Source organism: Bacillus sp. SRB_8, assembly GCF_003264205.1.
Lineage (GTDB): Bacteria > Bacillota > Bacilli > Bacillales > Bacillaceae_G > Bacillus_A > Bacillus_A mycoides.
The window spans coordinates 284,858-303,593 of record NZ_NADT01000020.1 but is presented as its reverse complement, the minus strand read 5'-3'; the positions used below and the strand labels follow the sequence as shown (position 1 = coordinate 303,593).

Sequence of the window (18,736 nt, the reverse complement as noted above, 5' to 3'; positions counted from 1 at the left end):
TTTTTTTATATAAGCAAATAAAAATATCTATTATTTTTATTTACTTATATAATTATAGTGATAGAACTGACAGGAAGGGGATTAATTTGGAATTAGCATATATATGGATTAAAGATTTTAGAGAAGGTTTAATAAATGAACAGGGATTTAATTTTGATAATCAATATAGATATCAGTGTAAAATAAGGAACGAAAATGAATATGGAATTTATGTGAAAGAAAATTTAAATTATATTGAAGACTTTTTTAATATGGCGTTAGAATCTAAGGAGCCGAATGCTAACATCCGAAATGTTACAGCTATTGTTGGTCAAAATGGTGCAGGGAAATCTAGTATACTGGAGTTCATTAAGGATAAGGTTAGAGAAAAAGAGACTGCCTCTGATAAAATATTTGGAAATAGAGATATGGAAAATGTAGAAGAGTATATATGCATTTTTAGAGAATGTATAGATGATGAAAAAAAATATTATATATCTCATTCAGCAAAGTTTAAAGTTAATATTATTTTAGATGACAATATTAATTTTAGTTTTGAATATACATCTCAGAAAGAATTTCGAGAAAATCTAACTAATACAAATCTAATTTATTTTTCTAATGTTTTTGATTGTAAAAATGAATATTCAAACGGTAAGTTATTGAATATTTCCACAAATCATTTAACTGCTAATTCTTATGGGAAAGTTCAAAATATAGAGTCTGAAGGGACTAATTATAAATTTAGGGAAATGAAAAGACAAATTCAGTTTGTTTATGGAATGAAAGGTACATATAATCAAGTACCTTTACCGTTTATTTTGCCTAATCAAGTGGATATATTCACAACTAGAGGATCTATAGTTCCTCCGATAGAAGATAAGTCAAAACTATCTGAATTGCATAGTTATCTCTATTCACAACTTGAGAACTATGAGAAGCCTAAAGATTTTAAGATGTTTAATATTAATGGAAGAGAGCGATACAAGGTACATCGATTTGCTGGATTAATAATTGGGCATATACTTTATGAAATAGAAAGAAGTGAATTCCGACATAAACTTATAGATATTCACTTTGATTTTAATGATAATACATTAAACAACGGTTCTAGAAATAGTTATTTTAAAATAATTAGAGGGATTTTAGAGATTGCAACAATAATTAGTGAGAAGGATGAAGAGTTGACTGCTTTTTCTGAAATGTTAAAAGCGTTGGCTTCACTAATGATACAATATTATAAATATGATTTTAATAAGATACCTCCTTATTATGGAAGAATGCTTCTCGAATTAACCTATAATACAAATGGAGTAGACAAAAACAGGTTTGAAAGATTTATATATATTTATGAAAAAGCATGTACCAATCATGAATTTCTTCAATTTTCATGGAGAAGTATGAGTAGTGGAGAAATGGCTTTATTAAATATATATGCACGTTTTTATTTTTTACTTAGCTTAAATGATATACAAGAAAATCCTGAAAATGACCTAATAATTTTGATTGATGAGGGAGAAGTTTATATGCATCCTCATTGGCAAAGTCAAATTATAAGTAGTTTAATAGAGTATTTTTCAATGATTTTTAAAGGTAATAATGATTTAAGGAAAAGGAACATCCAAATAATACTCACTTCAAACTCCCCATTTGTGGTTTCAGATCTACCAAGTACGAATATTATCTTTTTGAAAAAGGAAGGAAATAAAACAGTAGTAGTTGATGGATTAGCAGATTATCATCAAACTTTTGCTGCTAATATACATTCATTATTATCACATTCTTTTTTTATGGAGGATGGTGTAACTGGCACTTTTGCTAAGAGAAAGATAAATGAAATTATAGATTTACTTGTAAATAAAGATATTGATACAATTTTGCGAAATGAAAAGAAAATTGAAAAGACAATAAATTTAATTGGAGAACCAGTAATTCGTAATAAACTATCACAAATGTTAAGTGACAAATTGTCCATTAGAATGCTGAGTGTTGAACGTGAAATTAAAAACTTGAAAGAGCGTTTGGAAGAATTGGAGAGATGGAAAGGTGATACAGATAAAGCGTGACAATTTGCATCATCTTGCTAGAAGACACTATGAAGAGTATTTTAAGCAAAAAGGTTTTTTAGAAAAGTTAGAGCAAATTGTAGAAATAGAAAAAAATCTTACATGGAGAAAATTTTTTATTACTATACGAAATCAAATTGAAAACATTATCATGGGTAATCCTAATCATTTAAATGAAATAGTTACTAATATTAATAAAAAATATAGAAGTGTTATGGGAAAGATACATAATCATAATGGTTTAAAGAAAAAGCTTAAATATTATGAAAAACAGCGAAAAATGTTGAGTAAAGAATTTGAGATTCTTAGTGGAAAAGAGGCGTCTAAGACTCGAATCACCTCTGTTAAAGAAGAGGATGAAAAAGTGGCTTGTATGATTAAATTAGTTAACCGTTACATTCAGGAAGGAAAGAGTTTAATAGATACATTAGGGACTATATTTGATTATGATCACTTTTGCAGACAGTATAGCAAGGAGGATGAAAAAAAATGGGGGGCTTATGAATTAGTTAAGCAATTAAAGGTTGAGGTATGTCCATATTGTAATAGGCAATTTATAACTGTATCTGAGCCAAATGAAGAAGAAAAAGGTAGAACAAGACCACAATTAGATCATTTTTATAGTCAGTCTAGATTTCCTTTTTTAGCAGTTTCTTTTTTTAATCTTATACCTTGTTGTCATGTATGTAATTCTAATTTAAAAGGAAATCAAGAGTTTTCAATAAATACGCATATACATCCATATGAAAAGGGCTTTGGAGATTTGGTTCAATTTACTCTCCAATTTAAAGAAGGAAATGGACAGTTAGATTATTTAAAAGCCTGGTACTCAAACCCCGATATATTTTCCATTGGTTTTAAAGTGAACGAAATTGAAAAACAAAAGTATGATAATGAGGAAATTGAGCTGTTACTTAAAAAAATAGAAAATAATAAAAAAACATTTAAATTAAATTCATTATATAACTCTCACACAGATTATGTAGGAGAGATACTTTTGAAATCTTTAAGATACAATGACGCTAAAATTGATTCATTATGTCATGAGTTTCCTAATCTGTTTCCTTCAAAACATGATGTAGTAAGAGTCGTATACTCTAATTATGTTGACACTGCGCAATTAGATAAAAGGGTCTTATCAAAATTAACAAGAGACATTACTCAAGAATTCGGAATAAAATATACATAATAAGTTAGTTATACCGCTCCTTTATTCAGAAGAAGCGGTATTGCGCTTTTATAGATGTGTTTTATTTAATAATAGTTTTAATTCTTCGATACTTAACCATGGTTTACGCCTATGTAACATTCTGTGACAATTGGAGCAAACCATTATAATATCCTCAATTCTAGTCTTTTCTCCTTCTTTGAGTTGAGATACAGGGATTGTATGATGTCCCTCGATATAATCATTTCCTAATTCACCATATACTTTATGGAAGTCAAAACCGCAAATCTCACAGAAAAGCTTTTCATCATGCTGTTGTTTAAAACGTTCTTTTGCTAACCTAATTACTTTGCTATTACGTTCATAGGATAAATGAGTTCTAAGTATTTGTTTACCTTCAGAAAATTCCTCCTCAAGATCGATGAAATCCCAATCATTATTATTATCGAAATCTCTTAATCCCCAACAGCCATTCCCTTTACCATTTACAGCATAAAATAAGTCTTGTTCACCTTTATAAATATCGCATTCACTAGAATGATAATAGATGGTCTTTCTAATTTGTGCACCTATTGATTGTTCATGCTGATATTTACTTAGGTCTATTTTATTACGTTCCATAACTTTTGTTTTAATTTGACTTAGTGTTCCAGCTCCACCTAAATCCGTTAATATTTCTATGATTTCGTTTAACCAAGGGTTGTTATTTGCCATAGGTATTCCTCCGAGTAAGTTATATTTGTTGTTAGTCTAGCTTTTTAAAATTAGTATATCTAAATTTTTGCAATGGAAGCAATTGGTTTTATATAATTGTAGAAGGATTTACCAATGGATAATAGCGGGAGGATTCAAAAATGAATCAAAATACAATAAAGGAAATTCTTAAGTTTCGAGATGATAGAGACTGGAAAAAATTTCATAACCCTAAGGATTTAGCGATTTCTCTTTCTTTAGAGGCTAGCGAGTTATTGGAGAATTTTCAATGGAAAAGTAGTGAAGATGCAATAGAACAAAATCTTGAAAACATCAAAGATGAACTAGCTGATGTATTAATTTATTCAATCTTATTGGCTGACCAAATGAATCTGGATATAGAAGAGGTAGTTAAAAATAAGCTAGAAAAAAATCAAAAAAAATATCCAGTTGAAAAGTCATTTGGATCGAATAAAAAATATAACGAACTATAGAAAACTAAATAAAACAGAAGAGGTGTAAGTGTATGTACAACGTAATACTACAACCTACAGGGAATAAAGTAGCTAAATTTAATTTTCAATCCACAATGCGTAATGGCATTGAATTTGAGAAGATTAAGCCTTTCTTACAACAAGAGGATGCTGATAAGTTATCTGAAATTTATAAAGGAAACTTAATCCGTGTTTGGGGGATAACTCCAAGTCCACAGAAGATAAAACAATGGGAAAAGATTCAAAGAGGAGATATAACACTTTTTTCAGCGAATAAGCAAATTTTTGCATCTGCTACCATCGCATATAAGGTACATAATTTAGAATTAGCAAAGCATCTGTGGGGAGAAACAGATAGTGGTGAAAGCTGGGAGTATATTTACTTCTTAGATGAAATAAAGCATCAAGCCATTAGTTTAAGTGTCTTTAATAGATTATTAGATTATGAAGAGGGAAATCTAATACAAGGCTTTAGAGTATTAGACCAAGAGAAAAGTAACATAATAATGAGTGCTTTTGATTTGTATAGTTCTTCTTATGCTCCAATCAGTACAAAGGAAGAAACAAAGAAAAATATTAAAGACATTATAGGTGACTTAGAACAAAGTGCTTCATTGGATAATGAGATAAAAGGCAAGGCTAGAAAAGAGCAAGGGATATTACGTGGCTATCTGTTTAATGATAAGAAAACTTGCAACTGTGGAATTTGTGGGAAAGAGTATCCTATAGATTTACTTGTAGCTGCACATATTAAGAAAAGAGCATTTTGTAGCATGGAAGAAAGGTTAGATATTGAAAATATAGCCATACCTATGTGTAAATTTGGTTGTGATGATTTATTTGAGAAAGGTTACATTACTGTCTTGAATGGAGAAATTATTAGCTTGGTTAATACAGATAATTTACCGGAATCAGTAGGGAATTATATTGAGACCCTCCAAGGGAAAGAGTGCTTAAAGTGGAATAAGGATAATGCTGAGTATTTTGAATGGCATACAAACTATCACATGAAATAATTATAAGTTTATATGTCTAATGAAATTTTGAAAGTAATTAGGGGAGAAACAAAAAAGATCAATTTCTTTATAAAGAAAAAAAGAAGAAGAGAATGGTATTCATTCGTTGAATACAAAGAGTATGAAAATAGTGGTATCTATACAACTGTAGCATTCTTAAGATTTTTTATGGATTTAACTTTTGCTTTAGGGCTGCCTTTTTTACTCATTGATTTTTCTGCAACTATAGGTCCTATGCTAAAAATTGGAGTAGTTACGGTTATTTTAGAATTAATACATAAAGCCATTCACGCTGATTATGTTTATTTTGAGAGGGATACAGGACGTAGGGATTGTGAAATAATTCTAGCAAAGAAAATAAACCTAGACAAGAAAAGAGATAAATAGTGTGTAAGTACAAAGAGCATCTGCATAAGATGCTTTTTTATTTGGAGGTTGTTTTATCTGTAAATATATAAGAAATAAATATCGCCCTTATGATGAGAAATAGAAAATCCGTTATTTCGTCGTACAAAAGCCATCTATATATGGACAGAACTTAATAACAAGTAGGTTATGTGAAACTTCATGTACCGTATGGAGTTTCGTATAACCTAATAAAAGATAGTCATCCAACATTGGGCAGTTATTTATTTTAGATAAGAAATGATAAGGTGCATAAAAATCGGACTAAAAAGAAATGAAGGATATTCACTTTTGTTTTTTTATGGATACCTAGGTGTTCCTAGAAGTTTTGAATTAGGAGAATTAATTTACCCTGCTCTATACTGAATGCAAGTAAGGGGCTGGTAAACAAGGAAGTTTTTACTCTTTTCTCGGTCACTGACGTAAAGCGCTTAGTTTAAAGTATATAGTGCGGTGATCGAGAAAAGAATGAGAGTAATCTTATTCTTGAAGAGATACTTTTTACCGTTTGTTCTCTCTCTCATCCACTCTAGAGCTGTCACCGTTCGGTGATGATTTTATTTTGTAGGATTTTCCATTTTTTCGTCGAATAGATTATTCAGAAAGGAGTGGTATAAATGAGAGAATTTATAGCTACAGCAAGACCGAATAATATTTTTTATGGAGATATTTTCAAAATTCATGATCAAGGTTGTTTAATTTTGGGGAGTGGAAAAAGCCAAGCGTCTCGAATCGCTTCTAATTCTCTTGTAAATGAAGAGGCAGAAGTTGGTCTTGATTTTGCTTGCTTAACAAGAGAAGATAATCAGTTATACGGACATTATGAATTTGAAATTCGTGCGCCTCACATCGAAGATCCAATACATAAGAGAGTGAAATTAGATTATTTTATTCGTATGTTGGATGAGGAAGAAACAGCAAAGGTATTTCAAAATAAAGAGTTAAGAATCATCAATGTAGGTTATGCCGAATTTGTCCAGGTATCCACTTTTAATATTACTTTTGTAGCGCCAAGCCTTATTCCAAAACCACCAGGATTTCCGGAAACTGAAACAGATCACCGAAAGAGAATTGAAAAATTTGTTGATTTAACAAATGGAACTGATATAGCAGGCTTTTTATTAGTTCCATGGACTGAAAGGGTAGAAGGAAAAGCTGAGATGATTGAAAAGCATATCTTAGAAAATCTAAAAAGATAAAAAGTATTCGTTTGACTGTTTTAGGCGCTGCCGTGATCTGGGTGGCGTCTTGTTTGTTGTTAAGGAAAGATAACAAAACAAATGAACACAATGAACGAAAAATTATGAAACCTTTCAAAATTAGTCGTTTTAATTTTGTATAATGAATCTAATTAGAAAGGGGATGTTGATATGAGAAAAATAGATGAGTCAAAAAGGCCTTTTTTTGAAACGCATGGAGAAAAGGGGACAACTTACTTTGTACATGGTTATGCGGTAGGAATAGAACAAAAGGTATACTTCGGAGAGTTTAACTCGTTAAAAGAAGCAAGACAATTTATTTACCGTTATGTTCACAGGAATCCTGAATGGTTAAATGAAAACGGTGATGTGAATGAATACAATAATAAACAATCAAGACCGGACGTAGATGATGTATGGCATGAGAATGTTTTTAAAAACGAATATAAAAAGCAATATAAAGACCTTGAAGATTGGGATAAATAAAAATAGTGAATCCGCTGCTTTTTTATTTTGCATAGAAAAAGGAACCATAATAGGCTCCTTAATTCGATTCAGAAGTTGTGTAATTTTTCTTGATGATATCTTTTATGTTGATAATTAAGGATATAAGGAATCCAGCAGCTAGGATACCGTTTACCCAGTAATATGTATTCCCTGATGTAAATTTATTATAAAAGGAATCGACATTATAATATACTAAGCCTGCTGAAAGGACGGTAGAGAATACTAACATACCAAAACTTTTCATGATGCTCACCTCAATTCTAAAAGTTGCGACTTTTTATATAATTATACATCGAAATTAATAGATTTAAAGTGAAATATAAAGGAATTACCGCGAGATGGTGAATGTGCTAGGCGACGAAGCACAGATCGTGAAACATATAATTTGTTACTACATTTGAAGTTTTACAAAAAATAACCATTTTCTTCGGATTTCAAGAAGGTTTTACAAAAAAATACATAGAAGTATAAATATATGGTAATGAAATGAGTCGAATTTTCATCATGACTGATATCCATAATATGTTCATTTCAATTAACATGAAATACACATAGAGGAGAGCGATTATGAAAAGGAAAATTGGTACAGCAGTCGTAGGTTTATCTGTTTTAGGGTTGGGGATTTTTGGTTTTGCTCATGGAAATGGTGGAGGGATTGTTCAAGCGGCTTCAGAAGGGGATGGAGGAGGAGCACCTGCTTATAACGGAGGAGATACACCTGCACCCAAATTAGAATCGCATGGAGATACATGGTCTCCAAGTTATACACATGGTGAGACAATTGTCCCAAAACTAGAAGCACATGGGCACACTGGAGGAGCACCTGCTAACACAGAGCCTGGTGGAGGGATTTAACTAATACTAATATGAAAGTTATAAATTTATATAGAAGAAAAAAGACTTTGTAAATTACAAGGTCTTTTTTCTTTGTAAAAAAGTTTTTCGAGGGGGGATGAACGAGTTATTTCCTATTAATATAGAAGGTGGTGGGTGAATGGCAAGGGTTAGTAATGAACTTGAAGTGTGGAAGGATATAGAGGATTACGAAGGTAAATATCAAGTCAGTAGTTTAGGCAGAGTTAAAAGTTTAGATAGGATTGTTAGACATAGTGGGAATCATGAAAGGATACAGCATGGGAAGATATTAAAATTAACACTTAACTCTGTGAGTGGGTACTTGCAGGTCGGGTTGTACTTAGAAGGGAAAGTCAAGAAATGTAATATTCATAGGTTGGTAGCAGAAGCATTTATTAATAATCCTGGCAATAAACCGGAAGTTAATCATATTGACGAAAATAAAACTAATAATACAGTTATTAATTTAGAATGGTGCACTAGAAAAGAAAATGAAAATCATGGTACTAAAAAGCAAAGGAAGAAAAAGAATACTGATTATGAATCTATTCGATTAAAGAATAGCAAAGTAGTTATTCAATATGATAGTTCAGGTAAATTGATAAAAGAATGGAATAGTATTGCTGATATTAATAAGCAGCTCGGATACAGCAAAGGGAATATTTCATGGTGCTGTAATGGAAAATTAGAAAAGGCGTATGGATATGTATGGAGGTTTAAGGGTGTGGTTTAAATAGCTAAAGAATACAGTCGGAAATTCTATAAATCTACAGCCTGGGAGAAATGCAGAGGGTCATACATTGCTACAACTTTAGATGGTATGTGTGAGCATTGCAAAGAAGTACCAGGATATATCGTTGATCATATTGTTGAGATAACACCAGAGAGTATAGACAATCCAGATATCACATTGAATCATGAGAACCTACAATATTTATGCTTACCTTGCCATAACACTAAGACGTTTGGTAAAGCTGTATTGATTAGAGAAGATGTAATGTTTGATGAGAATGGGGATTTAATTAGGAGGGAATATGAATGACGTTACGCAATTATGAAGTTACTTTTAAGAATGGTAAATCTGAAGTAGTTGATGGGAAAGTATTTCTATTTAGTGAGAACGCAGCGGTAGTTCCAGTAGCAACTAGTCTTAATGTATACAATGCTAACCTAGTACAATCTATTAAAGAAGTTAAACAAGAGTCGTGTGCAGAAGAACAGCATGAAGGTGTAGCTTTAACGAAGATAGAGAAGGCTATTGCTCTTAGTATAATCTTTAATGCTATTGATAATAAGGAACTAGATGGACATGTAAGCAAAGAAAAAATAACAAACGTACTTAAAGTATTTGAAGAGTTACAAGAAGATACAGAAACAGATGAAGAAAAAGAAGCTCATATAAATATAATTAATAAGCTAATTGATAATATATTAGTAGAAAAGAATCAGGAACAAAAAGAACCAATCCCCCCCTTTTCAAAAATAAACAAAGAGTCCATAGGGGTCCGAGAGGGGAGCTTCGTGTAACACACAGGTCATTTCGCGTGACCCCCCTACCCCAAAACGAAAGAAATGAGGTGTTATTGATGGCGATTAAGAAAGAATTAACAAAAGAAGAACGAGTTAAGAAGGAAATAAACAGACTTAAACGGATATATAAAGATATGCCAAAAGATACCCTCTTGGTTGTGGAGGGGTTAATTGTTGAAGCTGCAGACTTGCGTGTACGATTAGAAGATATTCGAAAAGATCTTGATGAGAACGGGTATGATGAAATGTTCTCACAATCAGAGAATCAAGATCCATATGAAAGAGAGCGTCCACAGGCTCGACGCTATATATCGATGAATAAAAATTACCAATCTATTATGAAACAACTTGGCGATTATGTCCCAAAAATACCACCAGAACCAAAGAAGAAGAGTGATGGATTCGATGAGTTTGTGATGGATAGATGATTAGAAAAAACAAGAACCTCACTATTTATTAGTGAGGTAGTTCTTTAAAATTGTCTCTATAAGGTTATTTAAACTTCTATTTTGTTTCTTTGCTTCTTGTTCTAATTTTTCTTTTACTTCTTTCTCAATACTTAAAGAATATCTTGTTTTATCTTTTGAAATAACCATTTTTTATCACCTCGATTATATTATAAAGTGATTAAACCATGGTGTAAAGGTGATGTCACTATGCTATAATTTTATTAGGGGTGGTAAGAGTGAAAGTTAAATTCTGTAAGAAGTGTGGAATAGAAAAAGATATCAATGATTTTTCTAAACAAAAAGAAATGAAAGATGGATATAGAAACTCTTGTAAAAAATGCGAGTACGAAAGAAGCAAAAAACATATAAATACTTGTTTATATTGTGGTGAAAAATTCAACACACATAAGAAAACTCAAAAGTGTTGTTCTAGATACTGTGAAGGTAAATATCGAGAAGAAAATGGTTTGAGAAAAAAAGAAAAACATTGGAATTGGCAAGGTGGGAAAGTTGAGTATCACTGTGATTATTGTAGAAAGAAAATAACTCAGAAGATAGGTCAATTCTCTAATTATAAATATCATTATTGTTCTAGGAAATGTAATGGGAAACACGCTGAACAATTAGGTAGGTTTTTAGGAGAAAATAGTCATAGTTATAATCCGAATTTAAGTGATGAGGATAGAGTCAGACGAAGAAAAACTCCTGAAAGTAAAAAATGGACAAAAGAAGTATACGAAAAAGATAATTATACTTGTGTCATTTGTGGTTATAGAGGTAAGGGGTTAGTTGCTCATCATTTGGATGGATATAATTGGTGTAAAGGAAAACGAACTGATGTTAACAATGGTGTAACGTTATGCAGCAATCATCATGATGAATTTCATAAAGAATATGGTTATGGGGACAACACGAAGGAGCAATTTGATTTATTTCTCGATTTTAAAAGAAAGGAGTCCTCTTCGAATGAAAAAATATCCATTAACTTACAATCCTGTCGTTGAATATAACAGTAGGATTGTAAATGGTGAAGAAGTTGTTAGCGATAAAGTTAAGCGTGTTTATAAAAAACTAGTCTCTGATTTGTATAACCAAGAAAGTGAATGGGAGTATGATTACAAGCGCGCTAATCATGCGATAGAGTTTATCGAAAACTTCTGTAAACATTCGAAGGGGCGTCTTAGGCGGAAAACCATTTTTATTAGAGCTATGGCAAAAAGCTATGACGGCCGCTTTATTTGGTTTTGTTCATAAGATAGATGGTATAAGGAAATACCGTGAATTTATGTTAATTGTTGCCCGTAAAAATGGTAAATCGGCTTGGGGTTCTGCAATCGCTCTTTATTTAATGGTTGCTGATAATGAACCAGGACCCGAAATCGTATCGGCAGCAACTAAAAAGGATCAGGCTAAAATCATTTGGTCTGAAGCAAAGAGAATGGTGAAGAAATCACCAATCCTTTCTAAAAGAATTCGTACGTTAGTAGCTGAAATGATTTCAGATTTTAACGATGGTTCTTTCAAACCTCTTTCAAGTGATTCAAATACACTTGATGGGCTTAACGTACATTGTTCATTAATAGATGAACTACATGCCATTGAAGATAAGAATCTTTATGACGTTATTGTTGATGGTATGACGGCTCGTGAACAACCAATTTCTATTATTACAACGACTGCCGGAACTGTAAGAGAAGGAATCTTTGATATTAAATACGAAGAAGCCGAACGTATTATAAACGGTTATGACGACCCAGAAGGTTACAAAGATGAAAGAGTTCTTCCAATTATTTATGAGCTTGATAAAAGGGAAGAATGGATTGATCCAAAGTGTTGGAAAAAAGCAAATCCAGGACTAGGGACTATCAAAAACGAAGATCAACTTAGAAGTAAAGTTGAAAAAGCCAAAGCAAATCCTATGCTTGTTAAGAATTTACTTACAAAAGACTTTAATATTCGTGAAACATCAACGGAAGCTTGGTTGACGTTTGAACAATTAAATAATATAGCTAAATATAGTGAAACTGAATTAAAACCTTCGTATGGAATTGGTGGTTGTGACTTATCTTCAACTACCGATTTAACAGCAGCGAAGGTTATTTTTATGGTTCCTGATGATCCTCATATCTATGTAAAGCAAATGTATTGGTTACCTGAAGATTTACTAGAACAGCGGAGTAAAGAAGATGATATTCCGTATGATTTATGGCACGAACAAGGATTATTACGGACTACACCAGGTAATTCAGTTCATTATAAATTTGTTACTGAATGGTTCTTAGAAATTCGGGACGAATGTGGAATTTATATCCCTTGGATTGGCTATGACAGATGGAGTGCGAACTACTGGGTAGAAGAAATGGAAGGTTATTTTGGTAAAGAAGCTATGGTTCCTGTTGCACAGGGTAAACAAACACTTTCTAGCCCGATGAAATTATTAGGGGCTGACTTGGAATCTAAATTAGTAAACTACAATAACAATCCAATCGATAAATGGTGTCTTTCAAACACAGCAATCGATATTGATAAAAATTTAAACATACAACCAAATAAAACAAAGAATCAAAGGCGTCGTATTGATGGAACAGCAGCGCTTTTAAATGCTTATGTCGTTCTTCAAGAGAAACGAAATGATTACCTCAATATGATTTAAGAAGGAGGTGAGAAATTGGGATTATTTGATAAGATATTCGGAAAGAAACAAGCTTCATCTGCAAAAAGTTATAATCGTTATGAAATGATTAGCGATACTGGGGGCGGTTTTTTTTCTTGGAGTGGAGATATTTATCAGAGTGATATAATTCGCGCGTGCATACGTCCTAAAGCTAAGGCTGTTGGTAAGCTAGTTGCTAAGCACATCAGGGATAATAAAACCGAGTTCAAAGTTAATCCGGAACCATACATTAGGTTTTTATTAGAAGAACCTAATCCTTTAATGACAGGCCAAATGTTTCAGGAGAAAATGACAAATCAATTAGAACTGAATCATAATGCCTTTGCTTATATTAAACGAGATGACTTAGGGTACGCCTCTGAAATATATCCTATACCTTGCACAACAGTTGAGGTTGTTGAAGGAACATATGGAGATATCTTTTTGAAGTTTTACTTTAGAAACGGAAAACAAATGACTGTTCCGTATACTGATGTAATTCACTTGCGTAAAGATTTTAATGAAAATGACTTCTTTGGTGAACATCCAGGTAAAGCACTATCTCAATTGATGGAAATTGTAACAACTACAGACCAAGGGATTGTTAAAGCGATTAAAAACAGCGCTGTAGTAAAGTGGATTCTTAAATTTAAATCGGTATTGAAGCAAGAAGATATCGATATGCAGGTTAAAAACTTTGTTAATAACTACTTAAATATCGCAAATGATGGCGGCGCAGCTTCCTCAGATCCACGGTATGACTTAGAACAAGTTAAACCTGAAGCTTTTGTTCCAGATTCAAAGCAAATGCAAGAAACAGTTCAACGTATTTATAACTTCTTTAATACAAGTGAAAGAATTATTCAAAGTAAATACAACGAAGATGAATGGAATGCGTATTACGAATCAGAGATAGAACCATTAGCTATGCAGCTTGCTGGAGAATTCACCAGGAAGCTTTTTTCACGTAAAGAAAGAGGATTCGGGAACAAAATTATATTTGAATCTGCTTCTCTTCAATATGCTTCAATGAAAACGAAGATGGATCTTGTTCAAATGGTAGATAGAGGAGCACTAGTGCCGAATGAATGGAGAGCGATTCTTTCTCTTGGACCAATAGAAGGTGGAGATAAACCAATTCGCAGATTAGATACAGCACTAGTTAAAGATGGAAAAGTTACTGGTGAAGGAGGTGATAATGATGGACAAAACGGAACAAAGGGAACTAATAACGCAAACAATGGAAATTAGAGAAGATGAACATGGTAATAAAATGCTATCCGGATACGCTGTGAAGTGGGAAAAGAATTCAGTAGTTATGGGTTATTATCGAAAATTCCGCGAGCAATTCCGACAAGGTGCATTCTTAGAATCATTGCAAAAAGATGACCAACGTTTTTTGTGGGCACATGACACTTCTAAAGTATTGGGTAGAACAAAGAACAACACTTTGCAATTAGCGGAGGATTCCATTGGATTAAGGTTCGAATTGACATTACCAAACACAACACTTGGAAATGACACGTATGAAACGATTAAGCGTGGCGATGTTGATGGTGTTAGCTTTGGTTTTAGTATGATCACTGAGGAAATAGATGAGCCTGACGATGACTTAATGTTACGAACAGTAACTAAAGCTAAGTTATTAGAGGTTAGCGCAGTTGCCTTTCCCGCTTATCCTGATTCGGAAGTTAGTGCGAGGGGTTACGATCCATATAAACATCATGAAGAAAGAAAACAGAAAGAAGAATTACGTAAAAAACTAATCTTAAAAACTTACTTATAGAGGAGAATGATATATGAATCGTTTACAAGAAATTTTACAACGTAAAGCGGAAATCCGCACAGCATTAGAAGGTACTGGAGAAGTTGATTTAGTAGCATTAGAAGCTGAATTACGCGAACTAAGCGAAGAACAAACAAGAATTGAAACTCGTCAGCGTTTACTGAAAGAAGCTGAAGTTATTAATAACAATGCTGAACCAGAAAAACGTACAGTTGTTGAAACGTTCAACAACGAGCCACCGAAACAAGATGTTGAATTAGAAGTATCAGAAAAACGTGGACAAGCTCTAATGGAAAGTCGTGCAGTAACGGTTGGTAGTGGCACAGTAGTCCTTCCGAAACATACAGCTTCAGATATTCGTCCTACTTTTAATGAAGTATCCACTCTTATTGATCGCGTTTCTTCTAAAACATTAAAAGGTGGAGAAAGCTATCAACAACCTTACATTAAAAGCTATGGAGAAGGTGATTATACAACTGAAGGTAGTGATTACACTACTGCAGAAACAGCTTTTGGATATGCAGATATTACAAAAGCAAAAATTACTGCTTATTCAGAGGAAACTGAAGAACTTCTGAAATTGCCGGCTGCTGATTATGATGGGGAAGTAATGAAAGGTATTACTGTATCTACACGTAAGAAGCTTTCTCGTGAAATTTTAGTCGGTACAGGTGCAACAAATCGTCTTTCAGGTATTTTCTCTGCTACAGCAACTGCGATTGATGCGGCGACAGATTTACCTATCTCAGCAATCGATGCAGCTACATTAGATGAAATCATCTATAGCTACGGAGGAGATGAGGATGTTGAAGATGCAGCTGTATTAATCATGAATAAAAAAGATTTAAAAGCATTTGCTAAACTTCGTACAGCTGATGGTAAGAAGATATACAACGTAGTGTCTAATGGGAACTCTGGAACAATTGATGGAGTACCATTCATTATTAATAGTGCTTGTAAAGCTGTAACTGACGCTAAAACAACTGTTGGACAATATAGTATGGCTTATGGACCACTATCAAATTACCAACTTACTATTTTCTCTGATATGGATGTTCAACGTTCTACAGACTTCAAATTCAAACAAGGTATGATTGCTCATAAAGGTGTTGTATTTGCAGGTGGTAACGTTGTTTCTAAAAATGGATTTTTACGTGTTAAGAAAGCAGCTACTGTTTAATAGCTGCTTTTCTTTATTAAAAAGGAGGTATCACAAATGAGCGATAAAACAGTAAAAGAATATGCCGTAGTAACAGCGTTTCGTGATAAATTTTCCGATATTCATTATAGTGTTGGAGATTCATATAAAACGGGTGATTTAGAAAGAATTGAATTCTTACAAGAAGAAGGTTTTCTAGATAAAGAACCAATTGTAGGATATGAACCAGATGTAACTGAAATTGTCCATGTTGGTGGAGGGTATTACGAACTTCCTAACGGAGAAAAGGTTAAAGGGAAAGAAGCGGCACTTGAGGCATTAAAAGAACTTGAACCAGTTGGTGAATAATAATGATGCTTACTGTAGTGAAAAAGGCATTGCGTGTCTCGCATGATGCTCTTGATGATGAAATTACAGATTTAATTGAAGCCGCCCGGCACGACTTAATGTTGTCGGGCGTTTCTTCTACAAAAGCGAATGTGTACACTGATCCACTTATAAAACGAGCGATTATCACTTATACGAAAGCTAATTTCATTCCGGATGCAAAGGAAGCCGAGAGATTCCAATTATCATATAATATGCTCAAAAATCACCTAACTTTAGCAGGTGATTATAAATGAACGAGCTTCTATATTTCCCAACAGTTACAATTATTGAAGATGATTTAGGTCAAAAAGAGGAAATTAAAGCGTTTAATAGACAAGTTTTTTGCAAAAAGAAATCTGTCCCACAATCAGAATTCTTTCGAGCTGGTCAAAGTGACATTAAAGCGAGTTGCGTTTTAATCGTCCATGTTCTTGATTATCAAGAAGAACGAGAAGTTAAGTATCGTGACAAAGAATATAAAATATACCGCACATACGAACGTGAAGATGAAAAAATCGAATTGTACTGTGAGGTGGTAGCTGGTGGCTAATATCGATAGTCTAGCAAATGACATCGCTAGAGAACTACAAAGGTATGGAAAAGAAGTAGAAGAAAAGTTAGAAGTTGAAAAAGAAGAAGTTGCAAATAATCTTGTTGATGAGTTAAAGCAAAATAGTCCTAAAAGTGAAAGTCAAGGTGGACGTAAATATTCGAAAGGGTGGCGTAAGAAAAAGGAAGGTAATGCATTTATTGTTCATAATGCATTAAAACCTCAACTTACACACTTATTAGAGAAGGGACACGCAAAAGTTAATGGTGGCCGTGTACCAGGTAAAGTTCATATCGCTCCAGCTGAAAAAAAAGCAGTAAATGATTTTTCAGAGCGAGTTGAGAGGGCGATTCAACAATGAATTTAATCGAATTAAAGAAGATTCTTGATGCTACAGGTTATCCTGTGTCTTATTCGCATTTCACGGCTACAATAGGCAATCCCGTACCTAAACCGCCTTTTATTTGTTATCTTGTGACAGGTTCACCAAACATGATTGCTGATAACAAAGTACATCACAAAATAAACGATGTAACTATTGAACTTTACACAATTAAAAAGGATTTGGTTGCTGAAGCCAAACTTGAACAAACCTTGGACGATAATGAGATTCCTTATGAATCATCTGAGGTTTTTATAGATTCAGAGAAATTATTTCAAAAAATATATGAAACGAGGTTGATATAAATGAATGAAAATAAAGTTAATTTCGGTCTAAAAAATGTACATTATGGTGTTATTTCAGAAGATGAAACAGGAAAAATCACATTTGCTAAGCCAGTGAGATTGCCTGGTGCAGTAGAAATGAAGCTAGATCCGAAAGGTGAGCAATCAGATTTCTACGCTGATGACATGAACTATTATGCGGAATCAAGTAATCAGGGGTATGAAGGTACTTTAAATCTCGCTAAGCTTACAGAAGCTTTTCGAACTGACGTATTAGGGGAAGTTTTAGATGAAAAGGACAAGGTTATTTCAGAAGTATCAAATGCAAAAATCAAAAGAATTGCTTTAATGTTTGAATTTGATGGAGATGTAAAAGCGACACGTCATGTACTGTATAACGTATCTGTATCTCGTCCCGGATTTGGTTCTTCCACAAAAAGTGATAAAACAGAGCCGAATACAACAGAATTAAAGTTCGTAGCATCACAACATCCAGGAACATTAAAAGTGAAAGATTCAACAACTGTTGGTACTCCACCTCTTGTTTATGATGCATGGTATACAAAAGTTTACGAGAAAGTTGTGGGGGCGTAACTAGATGGAAAAAACAATCACAATTGATGAGAAAGACGTGCTTTTAAAAAGTACAGCCGGTACAGCAATTCGCTATAAGGCGCAATTTAGACGTGATATGTTTGCGGATATCCTTGGTTTAGGGGTGCTTTCTTCATATATTTCAGCTGATGGTGACCAAAGTAATATCGACCTTTCACAAGTTGATTTAAGTAAATTAGATTTTGAAGTTATTTATAACTTAGTATGGGCATTTGCTAAAACGGCAAATAAAGAAGTCCCAGATCCATTAACATGGCTTGATACATTCGGAGAATTTCCGATTGCTGAAATTATCACAGAAATTCAGGACTTAATTAAAAGTACTGTTCAGTCAAAAAAAAAATAACAGAAGATGAACAAGGGCAAGGGCGTAACAATGGGAAGGATGGATTTTCCGTTGATACATTCCTTGCTCTTTGTTATTCATGCAAACTATCAAAAGAAGATTTAGAAGATATGACAATAGGTGATTGCTTGGATTATATCGATGAGTATGTGGAATTACGAAATCCGAAAAAAGAACAAGAAAATACAAGAACAGCTACACAAGATGACTTTAATAATTTCTAAGCAAGCG

Annotated in this window: 26 protein-coding genes and 1 pseudogene; 24 read left to right on the top strand and 3 right to left on the bottom strand. The window is 33.1% G+C overall.

The window, feature by feature from the left end:
* Window positions 1-86 precede the first annotated feature (86 nt).
* Both B5P40_RS19870 and B5P40_RS19865 read left to right on the top strand, forming a co-directional pair.
* On the top strand, window positions 87-2,045 hold the full coding sequence (locus B5P40_RS19870; protein WP_181462955.1) for an AAA family ATPase: 1,959 nt from the start codon (window positions 87-89) through the stop codon (window positions 2,043-2,045).
* Window positions 2,026-3,234, top strand: coding sequence for an HNH endonuclease family protein (locus B5P40_RS19865; protein WP_258402162.1), 1,209 nt, complete (start codon window positions 2,026-2,028; stop codon window positions 3,232-3,234). The genes B5P40_RS19870 and B5P40_RS19865 overlap by 20 nt, the downstream gene beginning before the upstream one ends.
* A gap of 48 nt (window positions 3,235-3,282) precedes the next feature.
* Here the strand turns inward: B5P40_RS19865 and B5P40_RS19860 are convergent, their stop codons facing one another.
* Window positions 3,283-3,927: an HNH endonuclease gene (locus tag B5P40_RS19860; RefSeq protein WP_113709711.1), complete on the bottom strand. Its 645-nt coding sequence runs from the start codon at window positions 3,925-3,927 to the stop codon at window positions 3,283-3,285.
* Window positions 3,928-4,067: 140 nt separating this feature from the next.
* On the opposite strand from B5P40_RS19860, the gene B5P40_RS19855 reads away from it, so the two are divergent.
* From B5P40_RS19855 to B5P40_RS19835, 5 genes are all read left to right on the top strand, one after another.
* Window positions 4,068-4,400: a nucleotide pyrophosphohydrolase gene (locus B5P40_RS19855; protein ID WP_098804050.1), complete on the top strand. Its 333-nt coding sequence runs from the start codon at window positions 4,068-4,070 to the stop codon at window positions 4,398-4,400.
* A 32-nt stretch (window positions 4,401-4,432) separates the two neighbouring features.
* The gene (locus B5P40_RS19850; RefSeq protein WP_113709710.1) at window positions 4,433-5,416 is read left to right on the top strand and encodes an HNH endonuclease; all 984 of its coding nucleotides are present in this window, start codon (window positions 4,433-4,435) and stop codon (window positions 5,414-5,416) included.
* Between the two features lie 12 nt (window positions 5,417-5,428).
* A complete protein-coding gene (locus tag B5P40_RS33605; RefSeq protein WP_258402161.1) occupies window positions 5,429-5,803 on the top strand; it encodes a hypothetical protein in 375 nt (124 codons plus the stop codon).
* A gap of 635 nt (window positions 5,804-6,438) precedes the next feature.
* On the top strand, window positions 6,439-7,020 hold the full coding sequence (locus B5P40_RS19840) for a hypothetical protein (RefSeq protein WP_113709709.1): 582 nt from the start codon (window positions 6,439-6,441) through the stop codon (window positions 7,018-7,020).
* 171 nt (window positions 7,021-7,191) lie between these two features.
* Window positions 7,192-7,506 (top strand): hypothetical protein, encoded by a 315-nt coding sequence (locus B5P40_RS19835; protein ID WP_113709708.1) that lies wholly within the window; start codon window positions 7,192-7,194, stop codon window positions 7,504-7,506.
* A 58-nt stretch (window positions 7,507-7,564) separates the two neighbouring features.
* Here the strand turns inward: B5P40_RS19835 and B5P40_RS19830 are convergent, their stop codons facing one another.
* A complete protein-coding gene (locus tag B5P40_RS19830; protein ID WP_113709707.1) occupies window positions 7,565-7,771 on the bottom strand; it encodes a hypothetical protein in 207 nt (68 codons plus the stop codon).
* Between the two features lie 323 nt (window positions 7,772-8,094).
* Between B5P40_RS19830 and B5P40_RS19825 the strand changes: the two genes are divergently transcribed.
* The 5 genes from B5P40_RS19825 (at window position 8,095) to B5P40_RS19805 (ending at window position 10,340) form a co-directional block, all read left to right on the top strand.
* Complete coding sequence (locus B5P40_RS19825; protein WP_113709706.1) at window positions 8,095-8,382, top strand: hypothetical protein; 288 nt, start codon at window positions 8,095-8,097, stop codon at window positions 8,380-8,382.
* A 139-nt stretch (window positions 8,383-8,521) separates the two neighbouring features.
* Complete coding sequence (locus B5P40_RS19820; protein ID WP_113709705.1) at window positions 8,522-9,115, top strand: NUMOD4 domain-containing protein; 594 nt, start codon at window positions 8,522-8,524, stop codon at window positions 9,113-9,115.
* Window positions 9,116-9,424 carry an HNH endonuclease gene (locus tag B5P40_RS19815; RefSeq protein WP_113709704.1) on the top strand — a complete coding sequence of 103 codons (309 nt, stop codon included), beginning with the start codon at window positions 9,116-9,118 and terminating at the stop codon, window positions 9,422-9,424.
* A complete protein-coding gene (locus tag B5P40_RS19810; protein WP_113709703.1) occupies window positions 9,421-9,909 on the top strand; it encodes a hypothetical protein in 489 nt (162 codons plus the stop codon). The genes B5P40_RS19815 and B5P40_RS19810 overlap by 4 nt, the downstream gene beginning before the upstream one ends.
* Before the next feature lie 59 nt (window positions 9,910-9,968).
* On the top strand, window positions 9,969-10,340 hold the full coding sequence (locus B5P40_RS19805) for a hypothetical protein (RefSeq protein WP_113709702.1): 372 nt from the start codon (window positions 9,969-9,971) through the stop codon (window positions 10,338-10,340).
* A 21-nt stretch (window positions 10,341-10,361) separates the two neighbouring features.
* Here B5P40_RS19805 and B5P40_RS19800 read toward each other — a convergent pair whose 3' ends face one another.
* Window positions 10,362-10,508: a ribbon-helix-helix protein, CopG family gene (locus B5P40_RS19800; RefSeq protein ID WP_113709701.1), complete on the bottom strand. Its 147-nt coding sequence runs from the start codon at window positions 10,506-10,508 to the stop codon at window positions 10,362-10,364.
* A gap of 89 nt (window positions 10,509-10,597) precedes the next feature.
* Here B5P40_RS19800 and B5P40_RS19795 point away from each other — a divergent pair, with 89 nt between their 5' ends.
* The 12 genes and pseudogenes from B5P40_RS19795 (at window position 10,598) to B5P40_RS19740 (ending at window position 18,505) form a co-directional block, all read left to right on the top strand.
* Window positions 10,598-11,365: an HNH endonuclease gene (locus B5P40_RS19795; RefSeq protein WP_113709700.1), complete on the top strand. Its 768-nt coding sequence runs from the start codon at window positions 10,598-10,600 to the stop codon at window positions 11,363-11,365.
* Window positions 11,328-13,014: pseudogene (locus B5P40_RS19790) on the top strand (terminase large subunit). Before B5P40_RS19795 ends, B5P40_RS19790 begins: the two are co-directional and overlap by 38 nt.
* Before the next feature lie 15 nt (window positions 13,015-13,029).
* Complete coding sequence (locus B5P40_RS19785; protein ID WP_113709699.1) at window positions 13,030-14,265, top strand: phage portal protein; 1,236 nt, start codon at window positions 13,030-13,032, stop codon at window positions 14,263-14,265.
* The gene (locus B5P40_RS19780; RefSeq protein WP_113709698.1) at window positions 14,216-14,800 is read left to right on the top strand and encodes an HK97 family phage prohead protease; all 585 of its coding nucleotides are present in this window, start codon (window positions 14,216-14,218) and stop codon (window positions 14,798-14,800) included. The genes B5P40_RS19785 and B5P40_RS19780 overlap by 50 nt, the downstream gene beginning before the upstream one ends.
* Window positions 14,801-14,813: 13 nt before the next feature.
* On the top strand, window positions 14,814-15,980 hold the full coding sequence (locus B5P40_RS19775; RefSeq protein WP_113709697.1) for a phage major capsid protein: 1,167 nt from the start codon (window positions 14,814-14,816) through the stop codon (window positions 15,978-15,980).
* 36 nt (window positions 15,981-16,016) lie between these two features.
* A complete protein-coding gene (locus B5P40_RS19770) occupies window positions 16,017-16,307 on the top strand; it encodes a hypothetical protein (protein ID WP_113709696.1) in 291 nt (96 codons plus the stop codon).
* Window positions 16,308-16,309: 2 nt separating this feature from the next.
* Entirely contained in the window at window positions 16,310-16,582 is a 273-nt protein-coding gene (locus B5P40_RS19765; protein WP_113709695.1) for a head-tail connector protein, read from the top strand.
* Window positions 16,579-16,878 (top strand): phage head closure protein, encoded by a 300-nt coding sequence (locus tag B5P40_RS19760; protein WP_113709694.1) that lies wholly within the window; start codon window positions 16,579-16,581, stop codon window positions 16,876-16,878. The genes B5P40_RS19765 and B5P40_RS19760 overlap by 4 nt, the downstream gene beginning before the upstream one ends.
* Entirely contained in the window at window positions 16,871-17,239 is a 369-nt protein-coding gene (locus B5P40_RS19755; RefSeq protein WP_113709693.1) for an HK97 gp10 family phage protein, read from the top strand. The genes B5P40_RS19760 and B5P40_RS19755 overlap by 8 nt, the downstream gene beginning before the upstream one ends.
* Window positions 17,236-17,565, top strand: coding sequence for a hypothetical protein (locus B5P40_RS19750; protein ID WP_113709692.1), 330 nt, complete (start codon window positions 17,236-17,238; stop codon window positions 17,563-17,565). The genes B5P40_RS19755 and B5P40_RS19750 overlap by 4 nt, the downstream gene beginning before the upstream one ends.
* A complete protein-coding gene (locus B5P40_RS19745) occupies window positions 17,566-18,138 on the top strand; it encodes a major tail protein (RefSeq protein WP_113709691.1) in 573 nt (190 codons plus the stop codon). It begins immediately after the preceding gene.
* 4 nt (window positions 18,139-18,142) lie between these two features.
* Window positions 18,143-18,505, top strand: coding sequence for a hypothetical protein (locus tag B5P40_RS19740; protein WP_113709690.1), 363 nt, complete (start codon window positions 18,143-18,145; stop codon window positions 18,503-18,505).
* The last annotated feature ends 231 nt before the right edge of the window (window positions 18,506-18,736 follow it).

Excerpts from the sequence above, each read along its gene's own strand:
- B5P40_RS19810 (WP_113709703.1), top strand. The coding sequence starts at position 9,421 with ATGACGTTACGCAATTATGAAGTTACTTTTAAGAATGGTAAATCTGAA.
- B5P40_RS19820 (WP_113709705.1), top strand. The coding sequence starts at position 8,522 with ATGGCAAGGGTTAGTAATGAACTTGAAGTGTGGAAGGATATAGAGGAT.
- B5P40_RS19750 (WP_113709692.1), top strand. The coding sequence starts at position 17,236 with ATGAATTTAATCGAATTAAAGAAGATTCTTGATGCTACAGGTTATCCT.
- B5P40_RS19860 (WP_113709711.1), bottom strand. The coding sequence starts at position 3,927 with ATGGCAAATAACAACCCTTGGTTAAACGAAATCATAGAAATATTAACG.
- B5P40_RS19780 (WP_113709698.1), top strand. The coding sequence starts at position 14,216 with ATGGACAAAACGGAACAAAGGGAACTAATAACGCAAACAATGGAAATT.
- B5P40_RS19850 (WP_113709710.1), top strand. The coding sequence starts at position 4,433 with ATGTACAACGTAATACTACAACCTACAGGGAATAAAGTAGCTAAATTT.
- B5P40_RS19830 (WP_113709707.1), bottom strand. The coding sequence starts at position 7,771 with ATGAAAAGTTTTGGTATGTTAGTATTCTCTACCGTCCTTTCAGCAGGC.
- B5P40_RS19775 (WP_113709697.1), top strand. The coding sequence starts at position 14,814 with ATGAATCGTTTACAAGAAATTTTACAACGTAAAGCGGAAATCCGCACA.
- B5P40_RS19760 (WP_113709694.1), top strand. The coding sequence starts at position 16,579 with ATGAACGAGCTTCTATATTTCCCAACAGTTACAATTATTGAAGATGAT.
- B5P40_RS19740 (WP_113709690.1), top strand. The coding sequence starts at position 18,143 with ATGGAAAAAACAATCACAATTGATGAGAAAGACGTGCTTTTAAAAAGT.
- B5P40_RS33605 (WP_258402161.1), top strand. The coding sequence starts at position 5,429 with ATGTCTAATGAAATTTTGAAAGTAATTAGGGGAGAAACAAAAAAGATC.
- B5P40_RS19805 (WP_113709702.1), top strand. The coding sequence starts at position 9,969 with ATGGCGATTAAGAAAGAATTAACAAAAGAAGAACGAGTTAAGAAGGAA.
- B5P40_RS19800 (WP_113709701.1), bottom strand. The coding sequence starts at position 10,508 with ATGGTTATTTCAAAAGATAAAACAAGATATTCTTTAAGTATTGAGAAA.
- B5P40_RS19840 (WP_113709709.1), top strand. The coding sequence starts at position 6,439 with ATGAGAGAATTTATAGCTACAGCAAGACCGAATAATATTTTTTATGGA.
- B5P40_RS19770 (WP_113709696.1), top strand. The coding sequence starts at position 16,017 with ATGAGCGATAAAACAGTAAAAGAATATGCCGTAGTAACAGCGTTTCGT.
- B5P40_RS19835 (WP_113709708.1), top strand. The coding sequence starts at position 7,192 with ATGAGAAAAATAGATGAGTCAAAAAGGCCTTTTTTTGAAACGCATGGA.
- B5P40_RS19855 (WP_098804050.1), top strand. The coding sequence starts at position 4,068 with ATGAATCAAAATACAATAAAGGAAATTCTTAAGTTTCGAGATGATAGA.
- B5P40_RS19825 (WP_113709706.1), top strand. The coding sequence starts at position 8,095 with ATGAAAAGGAAAATTGGTACAGCAGTCGTAGGTTTATCTGTTTTAGGG.
- B5P40_RS19765 (WP_113709695.1), top strand. The coding sequence starts at position 16,310 with ATGATGCTTACTGTAGTGAAAAAGGCATTGCGTGTCTCGCATGATGCT.
- B5P40_RS19745 (WP_113709691.1), top strand. The coding sequence starts at position 17,566 with ATGAATGAAAATAAAGTTAATTTCGGTCTAAAAAATGTACATTATGGT.